Consider the following 16,404-nt stretch of genomic DNA (forward strand, 5'->3'; position numbering starts at 1 on the left):
TCCCCCGCCCAGTGTACGGCCGGGTAGTAAGACCCTGGCAAGGGAGGCCCGCCAGGGTAGCGTCGCGGCATGGACGTGCGTTGGGAAGAGGAAGGCTGGGAACGGCTGACCGGACGGGCCGGCCGGCGGCGGCTGCCGGTGTGGGACTGCACCGTGGGACTGGTGGTGGGCGAGGAGTCGGTCCTCCTGATCGACCCCGGTTCCTGTCTCCGGGAGGGCGCGCAGGTGCGGGCGGAGGCGGAGCGGCTGACGGGTCGGCGCGTGACCCATATCGCATTCACGCACGGCCATTTCGATCATGTGCTGGGCGTTGCCGCCTTCTCCGGGGCCGAGGTGTTCGGTGCGGTCGGGCTGGACGCGCTGCTGTCGACGGGCCGTGAGGAGCTGCGCGGGGACGCGGTCCGCCACGGCCTGGCGGAGGCGGAGGCGGCCGAGGCGGTGGACCTGCTGGTGGTGCCGAAGCACCTGGTGTCGGGCGAGTGGACGCTGGAACTGGGCGGGCTGCAGGTGCTGCTGGCCAATGTGGGGCCCGGGCACACCCGTCACGACCTGGCCGTCTTCGTGCCGGGCGAGCGCGAGACGGTGTTCTGCGGGGACCTGGTCGAGGAGTCGGGCGAGCCCTTGGCGGGTCCGGACGCGACGCCCCGGCAGTGGCCCGCCGCCCTGGACCGGCTGCTGGCGCTCGGCGGGGACGACGCACTGTACGTGCCGGGTCACGGAGCGGTGGTCACGGCGGACTTCGTGCGTGCGCAACGCGCCACACTGGCAGCCCGTTTCGGCGTGTCGGAGACATGACGCGGGCCGCTCTCCTACTGTCGGCCGGATGCGCGAGTACTCCCCCGACCTGACCCCGCAGTGGAAGCGCCCCCAGGCGGTGCCCGAGGTGGCGGCCGAACCCGATCTGGTGGTCGAGGTGGCGGGTACGGACTTCTGCGGCGCGGTGGTGGCCTGCGAGGCGGGCACGGTGACCCTGGAGGACCGCTTCGGCAAGCGGCGGGTGTTCCCGATGGAGCCGCGGGGCTTCCTGCTGGAGGGCGCGGTCGTCACCCTGGTCCGCCCGCGCCGGGGCCCGTCGGCGCCCTCCCGTACGGCCTCGGGCTCGATCGCCGTTCCGGGAGCCCGGGCCCGGGTGGCGCGGGCCGGGCGCATCTACGTGGAGGGCCGGCACGACGCGGAACTGGTCGAGAAGGTCTGGGGCGACGACCTGCGCATCGAGGGCGTGGTGGTGGAGTACCTGGAGGGCATCGACGACCTGCGGGCCATCGTCGCCGACTTCGCCCCGGGCCCGGACGCCCGCCTGGGCGTCCTGGTGGACCACCTGGTGCCCGGCTCGAAGGAGTCCCGCATCGCGGCCTCGGTGACCTCGCCGGACGTCCTGGTCGTGGGCCACCCGTACGTGGACGTCTGGCAGGCCGTGAAGCCGTCCGCGCTGGGCATCCCCGCGTGGCCGGTGGTCCCGCGCGGCCAGGACTGGAAGACGGGCATCTGCCGGGTCCTGGGCTGGCCGGAGAACACGGGCGCCGCCTGGCAGCACATCCTGTCCCGGGTGACGTCCTACAAGGACCTGGAGCCGACGCTCCTGGGCCGCGTCGAGGAACTGATCGACTTCGTCACGGCACCAGTGTGAGCCGCGGCAGGGCGGCGAACTCCGCGGTGTCGGGCGTGACACCGCGGGGCCGCGCCCGCCCTCGTGCGCAGCGATTCACTCCGTGGAGTGATCAGTCCACCAGGTCGCGGACCACCGCGTCGGCGAGCAGCCGCCCGCGCAGGGTCAGGACGGCCCGCCCGGCCTCGTACGGCGCGGCGTCCAGCAGCCCGTCGGCGAGGGCCTTGCGGGACGCGGCGAGCCCGGCCGGGGCGAGCAGGGACAGCGGGACCCCGTCCACGAGGCGCAGCTCCAGCAGGATCCGCTCGACGCGCCGGTCCTCCTCGGAGAGGAGCTCGCGGCCCGCGCCCGGGGAGCGGCCCTCGGCCAGGGCCGCCGCGTAGGCGCCCGGGTGCTTCACGTTCCACCACCGGACCCCGCCGACGTGCGAGTGCGCGCCCGGCCCGGCGCCCCACCAGTCGGCGCCGCGCCAGTACAGCTCGTTGTGCAGGCAGCGCCCGGCCTCCGAGGTGGCCCAGTTCGACACCTCGTACCAGGAGTACCCGGCCTCGGCCATGACCTCGTCCGCGATCAGGTACCGGTCGGCGTGCACGTCGTCGTCCGTCATCGGGACCTCGCCCCGGCGGATCCGGCGCGCGAGCTGGGTGCCCTCCTCCACGATCAGCGCGTAGGCGCTGATGTGGTCCGGACCGGCCCCCAGCGCCGCCGACAGCGACGCCCGCCAGTCCTCGTCCGACTCCCCGGGCGTCCCGTAGATCAGGTCGAGGTTGACGTGCTCGAAGCCCGCGGCCCGCGCCTCGGCCACGCAGGCCTCAGGTCGGCCCGGGGTGTGGGTGCGGTCCAGCACCTTCAGGACGTGCTGCTTCGCGCTCTGCATGCCGAAGGAGATCCGGTTGAAGCCCCCGGCGCGCAGCTCGGCCAGGTACGCCGGGTCCACGGACTCCGGGTTGGCCTCGGTGGTGATCTCCGCGTCCTCGGCCAGGCCGAATTCGTCGCGGATCGCGGCGAGCATCCGTACGAGGTCCCCGGCCGGCAGCAGCGTGGGCGTACCGCCGCCCACGAACACGGTCCGTACGGCCCTCGGGTCGTCCCCGAGCACCTTCCGCGCGAGGCGGACCTCGTCGATCAGGGTGTCGGCGTAGTTCTCCCGGGAGGCGAGCACACCTCCGGTGCCCCGCAGCTCGGTGGCCGTGTAGGTGTTGAAGTCGCAGTACCCGCAGCGCGTGGCGCAGTACGGGACGTGCAGGTAGAACCCGAGCGGCCGCTCCCCCGCGCCCTCCAGGGCATGCGACGGCAGCGAGCCGTCTTTGGGCATGGGTTCACCGTCGGGCAGTGCGGAAGGCATACCCCCATCATCCCGCACGAAAAAAGCCCCGCCGGCGTTTGAGGCGCGGGGTCCGGGGCGGAGCCCCGGGAGCGGCGGGGTCCGCGGGGCGGCCCAGCCGCCCCGCCCCGCCAGGCCCGCGGCAGGCGCTACGCCTCGCGCGACCCCGCGTACATCTCCTCGATCAGGTGCTTGAACTCACGCTCGACCACCGGCCGCTTCAGCTTCAGGCTGGGCGTCAGGTCCCCGTGCTCGACGTCGAGGTCACGCGGCAGCAGCCGGAACTTCTTGATCGTCTGCCAGCGCTGGAGGCCCTCGTTCAGGGTCTGTACGTACGTCTCGATCAGGCGCTCGGTCTCCGGCGCGGCCAGGACCTGTCCGTACGTCTTGCCCTCCAGCCCGTTGTCGGCCGCCCAGGTGAGGATCGACGGCTCGTCGAGGGCGATCAGCGCCGAGCAGAAGTTACGGTCGGCGCCGTGCACGACGATGGTCGACACGTACGGGCAGATCGCCTTGAACTGGCCCTCGATCTCCGCCGGCGCGACGTACTTGCCGCCCGAGGTCTTGATCAGGTCCTTCTTACGGTCGGTGATGCGCAGGTAGCCGTCGGCCGACAGCTCGCCGATGTCGCCCGTGTGCAGCCAGCCGTCGGACTCCAGGACCTCGGCGGTCTTGTCCGGCTGCCGGTGGTAGCCCTGCATGATGCCGGGGCCGCGCAGCAGGACCTCGCCGTCGTCGGCGATGCGGACCTCGGTGCCGGGGAGCGGCTTGCCGACGGTGCCGGTGCGGTAGGCCTCGCCGGGGTTGACGAAGGAGGCCGCGCTGGACTCCGTCAGGCCGTAGCCCTCCAGGATGTGGATGCCCGCGCCGGAGAAGAAGTAGCCGATCTCGGGCGCCAGCGCGGAGGCGCCGGAGACGGCGGCGCGCAGGTTGCCGCCGAAGGCCTCGCGGAGCTTCGAGTAGACGAGCGCGTCGGCGATCTTGTGCTTGGTGGCGAGGCCGAAGGGGGCGCTCGCCTGCCCGGTGCGGCGGAAGTTGTCCTGGGTGACCTTGGCGTACTCGCGGGCGACGCCGACCGACCACTGGAAGATCTTGTACTTGGCACCGCCGGCGGCGCGGGCCTTGGCGGCCACGCCGTTGTAGACCTTCTCGAAGATGCGCGGGACGGCGGCCATGTAGGTGGGCTGCACGATCGGCAGGTTCTCGATGATCTTGTCGATCCGGCCGTCGACGGCGGTCACGTGGCCGGCCTCGATCTGCCCCGAGGTCAGCACCTTGCCGAAGACGTGCGCCAGCGGCAGCCACAGGTACTGGACGTCCTCGCGGCCGATCAGGCCGGTGGCGACCATGGCCTTGGCCATGTACGACCAGTTGTCGTGCGGCAGCCGCACGCCCTTGGGGCGGCCGGTGGTGCCGGAGGTGTAGATGAGGGTGGCGAGCTGGTCGGAGGTGATGGCCGAGACCCGCTCCTTGACCGCCTCGGGGTGCTTGGCGAGGTACTCCTTGCCGCGCGCCTCCAGTTCGGCGAGCGAGAGCACCCAGCCCTCGGGGTCGCCGTCGGCGGCGACCGCGTCCGCGGCGTCGAGGACCACGACGTGCTCCAGCTTCGGCAGGTCGGCGCGCCGCTCGCGCGCCTTCGCCAGTTGCTTGGCGTCCTCGGCGATGAGCACCCGGCTCTCGGAGTCGGCGAGGATGAAGGCCGACTCGTCGGCGTTGGTGCTGGGGTAGACGGTGGTGACCGCGCCGCCCGCGCACATCACGCCGAGGTCGGAGAGGATCCACTCGACCCGGGTGTTGGAGGCGAGTGCGACGCGCTCCTCGGTCTGCAGGCCGAGGGCGATCAGCCCGGCGGCGATGGCGAAGACCCGCTCGGCCGCCTGGCCCCAGCTGAGCGACTTCCAGTCGTCGGCGCCCTGGCCGTCGGCAGCGGGCACCGGGAACCGGTAGGCCTCCGCGTTCGGCGTCGCGGCGACGCGCTCAAGGAAGAGCACCGCCACGGTGGGCGGGCGGTTCTCGAGATAGGTCTGTGTGTCGCTCACGACATCCTCCGGACCGATCCACGCGGCAGTGCGTGGGCGTGGGGCGCTTGGGGGCGCTGGGGACTGGCGGGTTTGAGACGTACCAGCTAGTGACTGGCGAGTAACCATCGAGCAGTGATCAGACTAAAGCCCGTCCGGCGCCTGCGTAAGGGCCCGCGAGCGGCCGGTTCATAACGAAACAGGCCCCCGCGCCGGAGCGTGGGGGCCTGGTTCCGTCGGGTGGCGGCGGCGTCGCTACTTCTTCTTGCCGCCGGACTCGTCGCTGGAGAGGACGGCGATGAAGGCCTCCTGCGGGACCTCCACGGAGCCGACCATCTTCATCCGCTTCTTGCCTTCCTTCTGCTTCTCCAGCAGCTTCCGCTTACGGGAGATGTCACCGCCGTAGCACTTGGCGAGGACGTCCTTGCGGATGGCGCGGATGGTCTCGCGGGCGATGACGCGGGAGCCGATGGCTGCCTGGATCGGCACCTCGAAGGCCTGCCGCGGGATGAGCTCGCGCAGCTTGGCGACCAGGCGCACGCCGTAGGCGTAGGCGGCGTCCTTGTGCGTGACGGCGGAGAAGGCGTCGACCTTGTCGCCGTGCAGCAGGATGTCGACCTTGACCAGGCTGCCGGACTGCTCGCCCGTGGGCTCGTAGTCGAGGGAGGCGTAGCCGCGCGTCTTGGACTTCAGCTGGTCGAAGAAGTCGAAGACGATCTCCGCGAGCGGGAGGGTGTAGCGGATCTCGACGCGGTCCTCGGAGAGGTAGTCCATGCCGAGGAGGGTGCCGCGGCGCTGCTGGCACAGCTCCATGATCGCGCCGATGAACTCGGTGGGCGCGAGCACGGTGGCCCGGACGACCGGCTCGAACACGTCCGAGATCTTGCCCTCGGGGAACTCGCTCGGGTTGGTGACGGTGACTTCCTTGCCGTCCTCCATGACCACCCGGTAGACCACGTTGGGCGCGGTGGCGATCAGGTCGAGGCCGAACTCGCGCTCCAGGCGCTCGCGGACCACGTCCAGGTGGAGCAGACCGAGGAAGCCGACGCGGAAGCCGAAGCCGAGCGCCGCCGAGGTCTCCGGCTCGTAGACGAGCGCGGCGTCGTTGAGCTGCAGCTTGTCGAGGGCCTCGCGCAGGTCCGGGTAGTCCGAGCCGTCGAGCGGGTACAGGCCCGAGAAGACCATCGGCCGCGGGTCCTTGTAGCCGCCGAGCGCCTCGGTGGCTCCGTTGTGCAGGCTGGTGATGGTGTCACCGACCTTGGACTGACGGACGTCCTTCACGCCGGTGATGATGTAGCCCACCTCGCCGACGCCGATGCCGTCGGAGGGGGTCATCTCCGGCGAGGAGACGCCGATCTCCAGCAGCTCGTGCGTGGCACCGGTGGACATCATCCGGATGCGCTCGCGCTTGTTCAGCTGGCCGTCGACGACACGGACGTACGTCACGACACCGCGGTACGAGTCGTAGACCGAGTCGAAGATCATCGCGCGGGCCGGGGCGTCCTTGACGCCGACCGGGGCCGGGACGGTGGCGACGACCTTGTCGAGCAGTGCCTCGACACCGAGACCGGTCTTCGCCGAGACGCGCAGCACGTCCTCCGGCTGGCAGCCGATCAGGTTCGCGAGCTCCTCGGCGAACTTCTCCGGCTGCGCCGCCGGCAGGTCGATCTTGTTCAGGACGGGGACGATCGCGAGGTCGTTCTCCATCGCCAGGTACAGGTTGGCGAGGGTCTGGGCCTCGATGCCCTGGGCGGCGTCCACCAGGAGGACGGTGCCCTCGCACGCGGCGAGGGAGCGCGAGACCTCGTAGGTGAAGTCGACGTGCCCGGGGGTGTCGATCATGTTGAGGATGTGGGTGTTGCCCTGGCCCTCGCCCGTGGTCGGCGCCCAGGGCAGCCGGACCGCCTGGGACTTGATCGTGATGCCGCGCTCACGCTCGATGTCCATGCGGTCGAGGTACTGGGCGCGCATCTGCCGCTGGTCGACCACACCGGTGATCTGGAGCATCCGGTCGGCAAGCGTCGACTTGCCGTGGTCGATGTGCGCGATGATGCAGAAGTTGCGGATCAGCGCCGAGTCGGTACGGCTCGGCTCGGGCACGTGGCTGGGGATCGCGGGCACGCAGTGTCCTGATTCTCGGTCGCAGTCGGAACTCGGAACGAAGTCTGAGTCCTCCCATGCTCCCATGGATGGGGCAGTGCGCTCGGTTTGGGCTGCCCGGAGCGTGCCTGGTAGCCTGGGCAGCTGTGTCTCGTATGCCCTCTCAGCTGTCGAGGCACAATCCGAAGAACAAAACTCTGAACCTGAAAAGGCTCTTTCGTGGCGAACATCAAGTCCCAGATCAAGCGGAACAAGACCAACGAGAAGGCGCGCCTGCGCAACAAGGCCGTCAAGTCGTCGCTCAAGACCGCGATCCGCAAGGCCCGCGAGGCCGTCGTCGCCGGTGACGTCGAGAAGGCCACCGTGGCTTCTCGCGCCGCCGCGCGTGCGCTCGACAAGGCTGTCTCGAAGGGTGTCATCCACAAGAACGCCGCCGCCAACAAGAAGTCGGCGCTGGCCATCAAGGTTGCCTCCCTCCAGGGCTGAGCTCTCGATGTGAATCGCCGGTAAGGACCCAGCGGGCCCTCTCTTCCGCTCCTTCACCGGCACACCGCGCCGCACGCGGCCTGCGTTCGCCACGCGGGTGCGGCGCACCAATGCAAGTACCGAAGGCCCCGGCCTCCACCCTTCCCCAGGGTGGCGGCCGGGGCCTTCGCGTTACCCGTGGGCGCGGACGGCGGCGAGGACGGTCGAGGTCAGGACCTCGGGGGCGTCGGCCGGGTCCATCCGGCCGGCCTGCACCTCGGCGGCGGCCGCGTGGACCAGGCTGTAGACGACGGTGACCAGCCAGTCGACGGACAGGTCCGTGCGCACGTCACCGGCTTCCCGGCCGGCCACGACCAGACGGCGGACGGGGGCCAGGATCCGGTCGTGGCGCTCGCGGAGCTCCTCGGGCGGGAACGCGGCGGAGGCGGCGGCGAAGACGGCGGAGTGCCGGTCGAGCAGCCGCCAGGAGGTGCGGACGAGCGAAGCGAGGTCGGACCCGTCCGCGAGCGCGGCGGCGGCCTCGTCGGAGGCCCGGGCGAAGGCCGCGTCGAGGAGCGCCTCGCGGGTGGGGAAGTGGGAGTAGAGGGTGACCCGGCTGACCCCGGCGGCGCGGGCGATGGCGGCCATGCTCGCCTGCGGGTCGGCGAGGAAGCAGTCCAGGCCGGCGTCGACGATCGCGGCGGTGTTGCGCTCCGCGTCGGCGCGACGGGGCCGGGGGGTGGGGGCGTCGGTTGCTGCCATGCCCCCAAACTTAACACCACTGTTCACATTCCACGGGCGGACCCGCATACTCAATCCCTAACAGCCCTGTTAACCTTAGGAGCGGCCTCGCCATGCCCTCTCACGCCCACGCCGACGCACCTGCACCTCTGCACCCGCACCCGCACCGGTGGCGCCTGCTGGCCCTCCTCTGCCTGGCCCAGTTCATGCTCATCGCGGACGTCACCGTGGTGAACGTGGCACTGCCCGCCGTCGGCGCCGACCTCGCGCTCTCCGGCGCAGCCCTCACCCGGGTCGTCACCGTGTACACCCTGCTCTTCGGCGCCCTGCTGCTGGTCGGCGGGCGGCTGGCCGACCGGTTCGGGGCGCGGCGGATGTTCCTGACCGGGCTGACCGTCTTCACCGCGGCCTCGGCGGCGTCCGGCCTCGCGGGCGACGGCGGCACGCTGATCGCGGCCCGCTCGGCGCAGGGAATCGGCGCGGCGCTGCTCTCGCCGGCCGCGATGTCGCTGGTCATGGCGTTGTTCCAGGGTCCGGCGCGGCACCGCGCCCTCGGTGTCTGGGCGGCGGTCGGCGGCGCGGGCGCGGCCGTGGGTGTCCTGCTCGGCGGCGTCCTCGCCGACGGGCCCGGCTGGCGTTGGATCTTCTACGTCAACCTGCCCGCCGGGTTGCTCGCCCTGGTCGCCGTCCCGCTGCTGCTCGGCCGCCCGCTGTGCGCACCCGGCTGCCGGCCGGCCCTCCGGACCCCCGTGGACGTGCCGGGAGCCGTGCTGCTGACGGCGGCTTCGGCCTGCCTGGTCCACGGGCTGACCGAGGGCTCCTGGCCCTGGCTCGCCGGGGCGGCGACGGCGGGGATCCTGCTGGGCCTGGCGCAGCGCCGGACCCCGCATCCCCTCCTGCCGACCAACCTGCCGGGCCGGCGCGCGCTGCTGGGCGGGGGCGCGGTGATGCTGGGGGCGGCGGGGCTGCTGGTCTCGGGGTTCTACCTGAGTTCCCTGCACATCCAGCACACGCTCGGGCGCGGCCCCCTGGTCACCGGGCTGGCCTTCCTGCCGGTCGCGGTGGCCGTCACCGCGGGCGCGCACGCGGGCGGCCGGGCGGTGGTCCGGTTCGGCTGGCGCCCGGTCGGCGGCGCGGCCTTCGCCCTGGCCGCGGCCGGCGCCGCCCTCGCCCCGCGCGGCGGCCTGTGGACGGGCCTGGTCCCCGGCTTCGCGCTGCTCGCGTTCGGTCTCGGCGCGGCTTTCGTCTGCGCGACGACGGCGGCCCTCTCCGAGGTGGCTCCGGAGCACGCCGGCCTCGCCTCCGGGCTCGTCGGCACCTCGCACGAGCTCGGCGCGGCCATCGGCGTCGCCGCCCTGGCCTCGGGCGGTTTCACCGCGCTGCCCTTCCCGGCGCTGGCCCTCGCCGTGGCCGCCGCCGCCCTCCTCCCGAGCGGCCGCCCCTCACCGACGGCGGCCCGCGCCATGGCTCACTGAGCCCGGCCCCGTCGGGCGCTCGGTCTAGTCCCAGAACTCGCCGTCGTGCGGGAGGTCGGCGAAGTGGTCGGGATCGTGGGAGAGGAACACGGGGATGCCGGCCCGGGACAGCACGCGGAGCCGCCCGTAGGTGAGCAGCTTCTCCTCGATGTTCCAGTCGCTGGGCATGGGCGCGTTCCGGTCCAGTCCCTGTTGCAGGTGCGCGGCGTCGCCCATGAGGCCGATCCGTCCGTGGTGAGCGAGGTCCAGGACGACGCCCTGGTGGCCGGGGGTGTGGCCGGCGGTGTGCAGGAGGGTGAGCGTGCCGTCCTGGAACAGGTCGGTGTCACCGCGGAGTTCGAGGAACTCGTAGTCCCGGCTGCCCGCGTAGTCGTTGAAGGCGTAGCCCCGCGCGGTCCAGCGGTCCGGCCACCAGGCGTGGCGCAGCTCCTCGTGCTGGGCCACGTGCACGGCGTGCGGGAAGTAGGTCATCCCTCCGGCGTGGTCGAGGTGCAGGTGGGAGTAGAGGACGTACCTGACCTCGTCGAGCCGGTAGCCGAGGCGCTCCAGTTGCGCGTCGACGGCGTGGGCCCGGGTGAACCCCTCGGCCCCGTACGCCGCCCGCAGCCCCGGACCCCAGTGGGCCTCGGCGGCCTCGGGGTCGGCCACGCGGTGGTTGATCCCGGTGTCGAAGAGGATCAGCCCGTGGGTGGCGTGTTCGATGACGGCCACGGTCGAGGGCACGGTGATCATGCCGGAGGCCCCGTACTGGAGACCGCTCATCGGCATGGTGAAGGGCCCGGCGTCCACCGTCGTCACGCGCACTCTGCCGGCCACGGAACCTCCCTCTCGCCCACCGGGACGCCCTTGCCGTCCGGTGGTGAAGGCGGCCTGGTCGGCGAATTCCCCGTGTCCAGGCTAACCCTGAGGCGGCGGACCCACGCGTCGGCAGCCGGTCGGCCGTAGCCGCGGGCCCGGCGGGATCCGAGAAAGCGGGCGGCCTAGCGGCGCTGCGGGCGGGCCGCGCGGGCCACCGCCACGACCGCCTTCTCCAGGGCGTACTCGGGGTCGTCGCCGCCGCCCTTAACCCCCGCGTCGGCGGCGGCCACGGCGCGCAGCGCGTCCGCGACGCCGTCCGCCGACCAGCCCCGCATCTGCTGGCGGACCCTGTCGATCTTCCACGGCGGCATGCCCAGGTCCCGGGCGAGGTCGCCGGGGCGGGCCCCGCGCGGGGCGGAGGCCAGCTTGCCGATGGCGCGGACCGCCTGGGCCAGGGCGCTGGTGATGAGGACCGGCGCCACCCCGGTGGACAGGGACCAGCGCAGGGCCTCCAGGGCCTCGGCCGCACGCCCCTCGACCGCCTTGTCGGCGACCGTGAAGCTGGAGGCCTCGGCCCGGCCCGTGTAGTAGCGGCCGACCACGGCCTCGTCGATGGTGCCCTCGACGTCCGCGCACAGCTGCGCCGCCGCGCTCGCCAGCTCCCGCAGGTCGCTGCCGATCGCGTCGACCAGGTTCTGGCAGGCCTCCGGGGTCGCCGCCCGGCCCAGCGCGCGGAACTCGCCCCGCACGAACGAGAGCCGGTCCGCGGCCTTCGTCATCTTCGGGCAGGCGATCTCCCGCGCGCCGGCCTTCCGCGCCGCGTCGAGCAGCCCCTTGCCCTTGGCCCCGCCCGCGTGGAGGAGGACCAGGATGATCTCCTCGTAGGGCGCGTCGAGGTAGGCCTTGACCTCCTTGACGGAGTCCGCGGACAGGTCCTGCGCGTTGCGTACGACCAGCACCTTGCGCTCGGAGAAGAGCGAGGGGCTCGTCAGCTCGGCCAGCGTGCCGGGCTGGAGCTGCTCGGACGCGAGGTCGCGGACGTCCGTGTCGGCGTCGGCGGCGCGGGCGGCCGCCACCACCTCCCGTACGGCACGGTCGAGCAGCAGCTCCTCCTGCCCCACCGCGAGGGTGAGCGGGGCAAGCGGATCGTCGGTGGGGTTCTTCCTGGTGGCCATCGCCTCCAGCATCCCACGCCGCACTGACAGTCCCCCGCCCCGCGGGCCCTCTCACCGGATCCTTGAGAATGGTCGCGTGAACGTGCGACATGTACTCGTCCTGCCCGACCGCGACGCCGCCGAGGAGGTCGCGCAGGAGGCCGTCGACCGCTTCGGCCTCCCGGAGGAACCGCAGTTGGTCCGCGACGCGCTGGCCGGCGAGGACGACGCCGAGGACGCCCAGTGGCTGGTGGTCGTCGAGGATCCACAGGAACGGCTCGACGCCACCACGCTGGACGAACTCGCCGCCGAGTACGAAGGCTGGCTGGAAGCCCCGTAGGGGAGCGTCCGGGATCAGGCCTTGTGCACAATCTGGACGTCCAGCGTCACGTCCACGCTCGGACCGATCGCCGCGATCCCCTGCGCCAGCACCGACTGCCAGTTCAGGGCGAAGTCCTCGCGGTGCAGTTCGGTGGTGGCCCGGCAGGCGGCCCTCGGCTCGCCCTCCAGCCCCGTGCCGAGACCCAGGTACCGGGTGTCCAGGGTCACGGACCGGCTGACCCCGTGGAGGGTCAGGGCGCCGGCCACGGTCCAGCGGCTGCCGCTGCGGTGGATGAACCGTTCGCTGTAGAACTCCACCGTGGGGTGCCGGACCGCGTCCAGGAAGTCCCCCGACCGCAGGTGGTCGTCCCGCAGCCGCAACCCGGTGTCGATGCTCGCCGCATCGATGATCACGTGCATGGACGACTCCTCCATGCGCTCGGCGATCCGTACCGCTCCGGCGAACGTGTTGAACCGGCCGCGGATCCGGGCCATCCCGATGTGCCGGGCGGTGAAGGCGATCGACGAGTGCGTCGGATCGAGCTCCCAGTGACCGGGCTGCGGCAGCAGCGGCGGCTCCACCGCGTCGAGGATGATCTCCCCGGTGCCCGGCTGCGCCGGGTCCCCCACGAGTGTCGCCCCGTGGAACGGCGCGTACCCCTCGGCGGTGACGGACAGCCGGTACTCCCCCTCCGGCACGGCCGCCGTGAAACCGCCGTACGGGTCGGTCTCCCCGCTGACGATCCGCCGCCCGATCGGGTCGGTCACCTCGAACGTGGCCTGCCGGACCGGCTGGTGGACCGTGTCGAGAACCCGGCAGCTGAGCAGACGCGCCGTAGGCGGCAGCGTCAGTGTCGCGGATGTCTGTGGGCTGGAACTTCCGGCCGACTCCATCCCCCGTCGGCGACCGAACATGGCTGATGCACCCCCGTGCTGTGTGGACTTGGACCGTTCTGGCGAAGACGCATTCGATCATGCTGTCGGGTTGTGGGCAAACAGAGCGGTCGCGCCCGGTATGACCGCGCCGGATCCGGCGCCGGTTGGCCGGAAACGCACGCATCCGAACGCCGGTTCCGCTGACGGCGATCGAGCCATCGGTGTCGGTGCGCAGCACCGTCGCCCCCACCGCCCGCAGGCGTGCGAGCGTACCCGGCGCGGGGTGGCCGTAGCGGTTTTTTGTGCCGACAGGAACAATCGCGAGCCGCGGCCGGACCCGGGCGGTCAGTTCGGGGTCCTGGTGCGCTGAGCCGTGGTGGGCGACCTTGAGGACGTCCACCGGGCCGAGCTGCGGATGCTCCCTCAGGAGTGCCTGCTGTGCGGGCGGTTCGAGGTCGCCGAGCAGGAGCAGGGTCAGGCCCGCGCCGCGCACCAGCAGGGCGACGCTCGCGTCGTTGGGCCCGTCGGGCGGCGGTCCGGCCGCGGGCGGCCAGAGCACCTGCCACTCCAGCGGACCGGCCCGGCGCCGCTCCCCCTGGGCCGCCCGTACGACGGGCACACCGGCGGCCGCCGCGGTCCGGCGGACGAACTCGGCCTGAGCCGAGGGCTCTTCCAGCGTGGTGGCCTGAATCACACCCACGGACCGGCCCTTCAGCACCCCGGCCAGCCCTCCGACATGGTCGGCGTGAAAGTGCGTCAGCAGCAGCATCGGCACCCGGTGCACGCCCAGCGCGCGCAGGCAGTGGTCCACCGGGCCGGGCTCCGGTCCGGCGTCCACCACCAGGGCCTCGCCCGGGCCGACCGCGAGGACGGCGGCGTCCCCCTGCCCCACGGCGCACTGGACGTAGCTCCAGTCGGGCGGCGGCCAGCCGGTGAGCGTACGGGTGAGCTGCGGCGGCCGCAGCACGGCGAGGAGCAGCAGCACCGCCAGCGCCGGGCAGAGCCACCGCCACCACCGCCGCCCGAGCCTTCCCCCCACGGTCACGACGGCCACGGTGGCCACCACGGCCGCGGCCAGCAGCAGGCCGCCGGTGAGCCCGCCCGGCCAGGGCAGCTCCGCCCCCGGCACCCGCGCCCCGGTCCGGGCCACGGCCGCGATCCACCCGGCCGGCACCCCGGCGCACCAGGCGAGCGCCTGCGCGGCCGGCATCCACAGCGGGGCCGCGGCGAGCGAGGCGAAGCCGAGGACCGTCGCCGGACCCGCCGCGAGCTCGGCCAGCAGGTTGCACGGCACCGCCACGAGGCTGACCCGGGCCGCCAACACGGCCACCACCGGCGCGCACACCGCCTGCGCGGCCGCCGCGGCCCCGATCGCCTCGGCGAGCCGCGGGCCCGTCCCGCGCCGCCGCAGGGCTTCGCTCCACCGGGGAGCGAGGGTGAGCAGCGCCCCGGTGGCCAGCACGGAGAGCAGGAAGCCGTAGCTGCGGGCCAGCCACGGGTCGTAGAGCACGAGCAGCAGCACGGCCGCGCCCAGGGCCGGGATCAGGGAACGGCGCCGCCCGGTGGCGATGGCCAGCAGGGTGACCGCCCCGCAGGCGGCGGCCCGCAGCACGCTGGGCTCCGGCCGGCACACCACCACGAACGCCAGCGTCAGGGCCGCCCCGCACAGGGCGGTCACCCGCAGGGAGAGCCCGAGCCGGGGCGCCAGCCCGCGCCGCTCGGCCTGCTGCGCGCGGGCCGGGGGCCCGATGAGCAGGAACAGCACCACGGTCAGGTTGGACCCGGAGACGGCCAGCAGGTGCAGCAGGTCGGTGGCCCGGAAGGCCTCGTACAGATCGGGCGGCACCCGGGACGTGTCCCCGACGACCAGCCCGGGCAGCAGGGCCCTGGCATCCGGCGCGAGCCCCTCGGTGGCCTCGCGCAGCCCGGCCCGCAGCCGCCCCGCGATCCGCTGCGCGGTGTCCGGGCCGCCGGTGACCCGGGGCGGGGTGTCAGCGGCGGGCCGGAGCAGCGCCACGGCCCGCTCCCCGTCCCGCGCCGGAGCCAGCCGGGCGACCACCGCCACCCGGGTGGACGGCTGCAGCCGGGCCCATCCCGCATGCCCGGCCAGCACCCGCACCGGGGTCTCGACCCGGGTGCCCGTCCCGTCGGGCCCGGTCACCCGGGTCACCACCGCGTCCAGCACCACCACCGGCGGCCCGTTCCCGCCGCGGGCGGTCCTCGGGTCGGAGCCGACGGTGAGCTCGGCGAGGACGCGGGCATGCTCCCGCGCGAGCCCCGCCACCGGTCCGGCCCGCGCCTCAGCCCGCTGGAGCCCCGCCACCCCGGCCCCGGCGGCCGCGCAGAGCAGGGCCGCGGCCAGGGCCGGCGCGACCCTCCACAGCGAGCCCGGGCGCCGGTACCCGGCCAGCACCAGCAGGCCCGCCCCGACCACCCCCAGCCCCACCCCGAGGGCGGTCCGGCCCGCGGGCGCGTCCAGGGCGAGGGCGGCCGCCGCCCAGGCGGCCACGGCCGGCACCGCGAGGCGCAGATCCACCGGGCCCGTCTCCTCGGGGCGGTTCACGGCCGCACCCGCGTGCGCAGGTCGGCGAAGCGCCGCTCACCGATGCCGTCGACCTGGCGCAGCTCCTCCACGGACCGGAAGCCGCCGCGGGCGGTGCGGAAGTCGACGATGTGCTGCGCCAGCACCGGCCCGACCCCCGGCAGACCGTCCAGCTGCGCGACCGTGGCCGAGCCCAGACTGAGCGGCCCCGCACCCGGACCCGGACCCGGTCCGGAGCCGGCGACGGCCCCGCCCGGCGGCGGCTGCGCCGGGGCGCCCACCAGCACCTGCTCCCCGTCCACGAGCACCCGCGCCCGGTTCAGCCCGGTGGTGTCGGTACCCGGACGCACTCCCCCGGCGGCGGCCAGCGCGTCCTCCACCCGGGAACCGGCGGGCAGCCGGCGCACCCCGGGATCCCTGACCTTGCCGCTGACGTCGACGACGATCCGCGCTCCGCCGCCGGCACCGGCACCACCGCCCCCGGCCGGCGCGGCAGTCGGCCCCGGGGCCGCCGTGGCCGCCGCCGGGACCACCCCCGGGGCGACCACCGCCGGGACGCTCACCTCCCGCGGCCTGGCCGACCAGTACTGCTGCCCGGCGAAGCCGACGGCGGCGACCAGCACCACCGCGACGGCGGCCACCGTGCGCGGCTCCACCCCGCACCGGGCCTGCAGCCACAGCGGCAGCCGCTCCCGCACGGCCAGCCTCCGTGCCTCCCCGGAGGACAGCCCGGCCGCCCCGAGCCCGGCCGCCCCCGGCCCGGCCGCCTCGACGGGCCCGATGCCGGGATCGGGCCCCGGACCGGTCCCGGGATCGGGCCCCGGACCGGTCCCGGGATCCGCCCCGGCCGGCGGCGACGCCTGCGGCGGACCGCTGCCACCGAGCAGCGCTTCGGCCCGCCGGCGCACCGCACCCGGCTCCGGAGGGGGAACCCGGTGCACCGGACGCCCGCGGCGGCCACGGCGGTGGCGGAGCCGACTGCCC

The 16,404-nt window shown here is 73.7% G+C and carries 13 protein-coding genes and 1 pseudogene; 5 read left to right on the forward strand and 9 right to left on the reverse strand.

Translation table 11 applies throughout. From position 1 onward, the window contains the following. The first annotated feature begins 69 nt into the window (after nucleotides 1-69). Entirely contained in the window at nucleotides 70-795 is a 726-nt protein-coding gene (locus AB0D29_RS07220; RefSeq protein ID WP_362852579.1) for an MBL fold metallo-hydrolase, read from the forward strand. A gap of 28 nt (nucleotides 796-823) precedes the next feature. Continuing rightward, nucleotides 824-1,627: a DUF3097 domain-containing protein gene (locus tag AB0D29_RS07225; protein WP_362852580.1), complete on the forward strand. Its 804-nt coding sequence runs from the start codon at nucleotides 824-826 to the stop codon at nucleotides 1,625-1,627. Between the two features lie 91 nt (nucleotides 1,628-1,718). Here AB0D29_RS07225 and hemW read toward each other — a convergent pair whose 3' ends face one another. From hemW to lepA, 3 genes are all read right to left on the reverse strand, one after another. Next, entirely contained in the window at nucleotides 1,719-2,951 is a 1,233-nt protein-coding gene (gene hemW / locus AB0D29_RS07230) for a radical SAM family heme chaperone HemW (protein ID WP_362852581.1), read from the reverse strand. Between the two features lie 128 nt (nucleotides 2,952-3,079). Further along, the gene (locus AB0D29_RS07235; protein WP_362852582.1) at nucleotides 3,080-4,969 is read right to left on the reverse strand and encodes an AMP-binding protein; all 1,890 of its coding nucleotides are present in this window, start codon (nucleotides 4,967-4,969) and stop codon (nucleotides 3,080-3,082) included. Between the two features lie 234 nt (nucleotides 4,970-5,203). Beyond that, a complete protein-coding gene (gene lepA, locus AB0D29_RS07240; RefSeq protein WP_030384650.1) occupies nucleotides 5,204-7,069 on the reverse strand; it encodes a translation elongation factor 4 in 1,866 nt (621 codons plus the stop codon). A gap of 198 nt (nucleotides 7,070-7,267) precedes the next feature. Here lepA and rpsT point away from each other — a divergent pair, with 198 nt between their 5' ends. Next, nucleotides 7,268-7,534, forward strand: a complete 267-nt coding sequence (gene rpsT, locus AB0D29_RS07245) for a 30S ribosomal protein S20 (protein WP_319720709.1) — start codon at nucleotides 7,268-7,270, stop codon at nucleotides 7,532-7,534. Nucleotides 7,535-7,705: 171 nt separating this feature from the next. Here rpsT and AB0D29_RS07250 read toward each other — a convergent pair whose 3' ends face one another. Further along, nucleotides 7,706-8,275, reverse strand: coding sequence for a TetR/AcrR family transcriptional regulator (locus AB0D29_RS07250; RefSeq protein ID WP_362852583.1), 570 nt, complete (start codon nucleotides 8,273-8,275; stop codon nucleotides 7,706-7,708). A gap of 92 nt (nucleotides 8,276-8,367) precedes the next feature. Between AB0D29_RS07250 and AB0D29_RS07255 the strand changes: the two genes are divergently transcribed. Then, nucleotides 8,368-9,729 (forward strand): MFS transporter, encoded by a 1,362-nt coding sequence (locus AB0D29_RS07255; protein WP_362852584.1) that lies wholly within the window; start codon nucleotides 8,368-8,370, stop codon nucleotides 9,727-9,729. A 24-nt stretch (nucleotides 9,730-9,753) separates the two neighbouring features. Here the strand turns inward: AB0D29_RS07255 and AB0D29_RS07260 are convergent, their stop codons facing one another. Beyond that, on the reverse strand, nucleotides 9,754-10,545 hold the full coding sequence (locus AB0D29_RS07260; protein WP_362852585.1) for an N-acyl homoserine lactonase family protein: 792 nt from the start codon (nucleotides 10,543-10,545) through the stop codon (nucleotides 9,754-9,756). A gap of 164 nt (nucleotides 10,546-10,709) precedes the next feature. Beyond that, nucleotides 10,710-11,702 carry a DNA polymerase III subunit delta gene (gene holA / locus AB0D29_RS07265; protein WP_362808323.1) on the reverse strand — a complete coding sequence of 331 codons (993 nt, stop codon included), beginning with the start codon at nucleotides 11,700-11,702 and terminating at the stop codon, nucleotides 10,710-10,712. Nucleotides 11,703-11,778: 76 nt separating this feature from the next. On the opposite strand from holA, the gene AB0D29_RS07270 reads away from it, so the two are divergent. Continuing rightward, nucleotides 11,779-12,021 carry a hypothetical protein gene (locus AB0D29_RS07270; protein ID WP_362852586.1) on the forward strand — a complete coding sequence of 81 codons (243 nt, stop codon included), beginning with the start codon at nucleotides 11,779-11,781 and terminating at the stop codon, nucleotides 12,019-12,021. Nucleotides 12,022-12,035: 14 nt separating this feature from the next. On the opposite strand, the gene AB0D29_RS07275 is transcribed toward AB0D29_RS07270, so the two are convergent. The 3 genes and pseudogenes from AB0D29_RS07275 to AB0D29_RS07285 form a co-directional block, all read right to left on the reverse strand. Beyond that, nucleotides 12,036-12,896 carry a YceI family protein gene (locus AB0D29_RS07275; RefSeq protein ID WP_362852808.1) on the reverse strand — a complete coding sequence of 287 codons (861 nt, stop codon included), beginning with the start codon at nucleotides 12,894-12,896 and terminating at the stop codon, nucleotides 12,036-12,038. Between the two features lie 157 nt (nucleotides 12,897-13,053). After that, a pseudogene (locus AB0D29_RS07280) lies at nucleotides 13,054-15,441 on the reverse strand (ComEC/Rec2 family competence protein); the annotation flags it as partial. Continuing rightward, nucleotides 15,438-16,328: a ComEA family DNA-binding protein gene (locus tag AB0D29_RS07285; protein ID WP_362852587.1), complete on the reverse strand. Its 891-nt coding sequence runs from the start codon at nucleotides 16,326-16,328 to the stop codon at nucleotides 15,438-15,440. The gene AB0D29_RS07285 and the pseudogene AB0D29_RS07280, both read right to left, overlap by 4 nt. Nucleotides 16,329-16,404 lie beyond the last annotated feature (76 nt).

This window comes from Streptomyces sp. NPDC048424 (assembly GCF_040651555.1).
Lineage (GTDB): Bacteria > Actinomycetota > Actinomycetes > Streptomycetales > Streptomycetaceae > Streptomyces.

What these genes read in the sequence shown, in the direction of transcription:
- AB0D29_RS07220 (WP_362852579.1), top strand. Translation starts at nt 70, where the DNA reads ATGGACGTGCGTTGGGAAGAGGAAGGCTGGGAACGGCTGACCGGACGG.
- AB0D29_RS07225 (WP_362852580.1), top strand. Translation starts at nt 824, where the DNA reads ATGCGCGAGTACTCCCCCGACCTGACCCCGCAGTGGAAGCGCCCCCAG.
- hemW (WP_362852581.1), bottom strand. Translation starts at nt 2,951, where the DNA reads ATGCCTTCCGCACTGCCCGACGGTGAACCCATGCCCAAAGACGGCTCG.
- AB0D29_RS07250 (WP_362852583.1), bottom strand. Translation starts at nt 8,275, where the DNA reads ATGGCAGCAACCGACGCCCCCACCCCCCGGCCCCGTCGCGCCGACGCG.
- AB0D29_RS07255 (WP_362852584.1), top strand. Translation starts at nt 8,368, where the DNA reads ATGCCCTCTCACGCCCACGCCGACGCACCTGCACCTCTGCACCCGCAC.
- holA (WP_362808323.1), bottom strand. Translation starts at nt 11,702, where the DNA reads ATGGCCACCAGGAAGAACCCCACCGACGATCCGCTTGCCCCGCTCACC.
- AB0D29_RS07275 (WP_362852808.1), bottom strand. Translation starts at nt 12,896, where the DNA reads ATGGAGTCGGCCGGAAGTTCCAGCCCACAGACATCCGCGACACTGACG.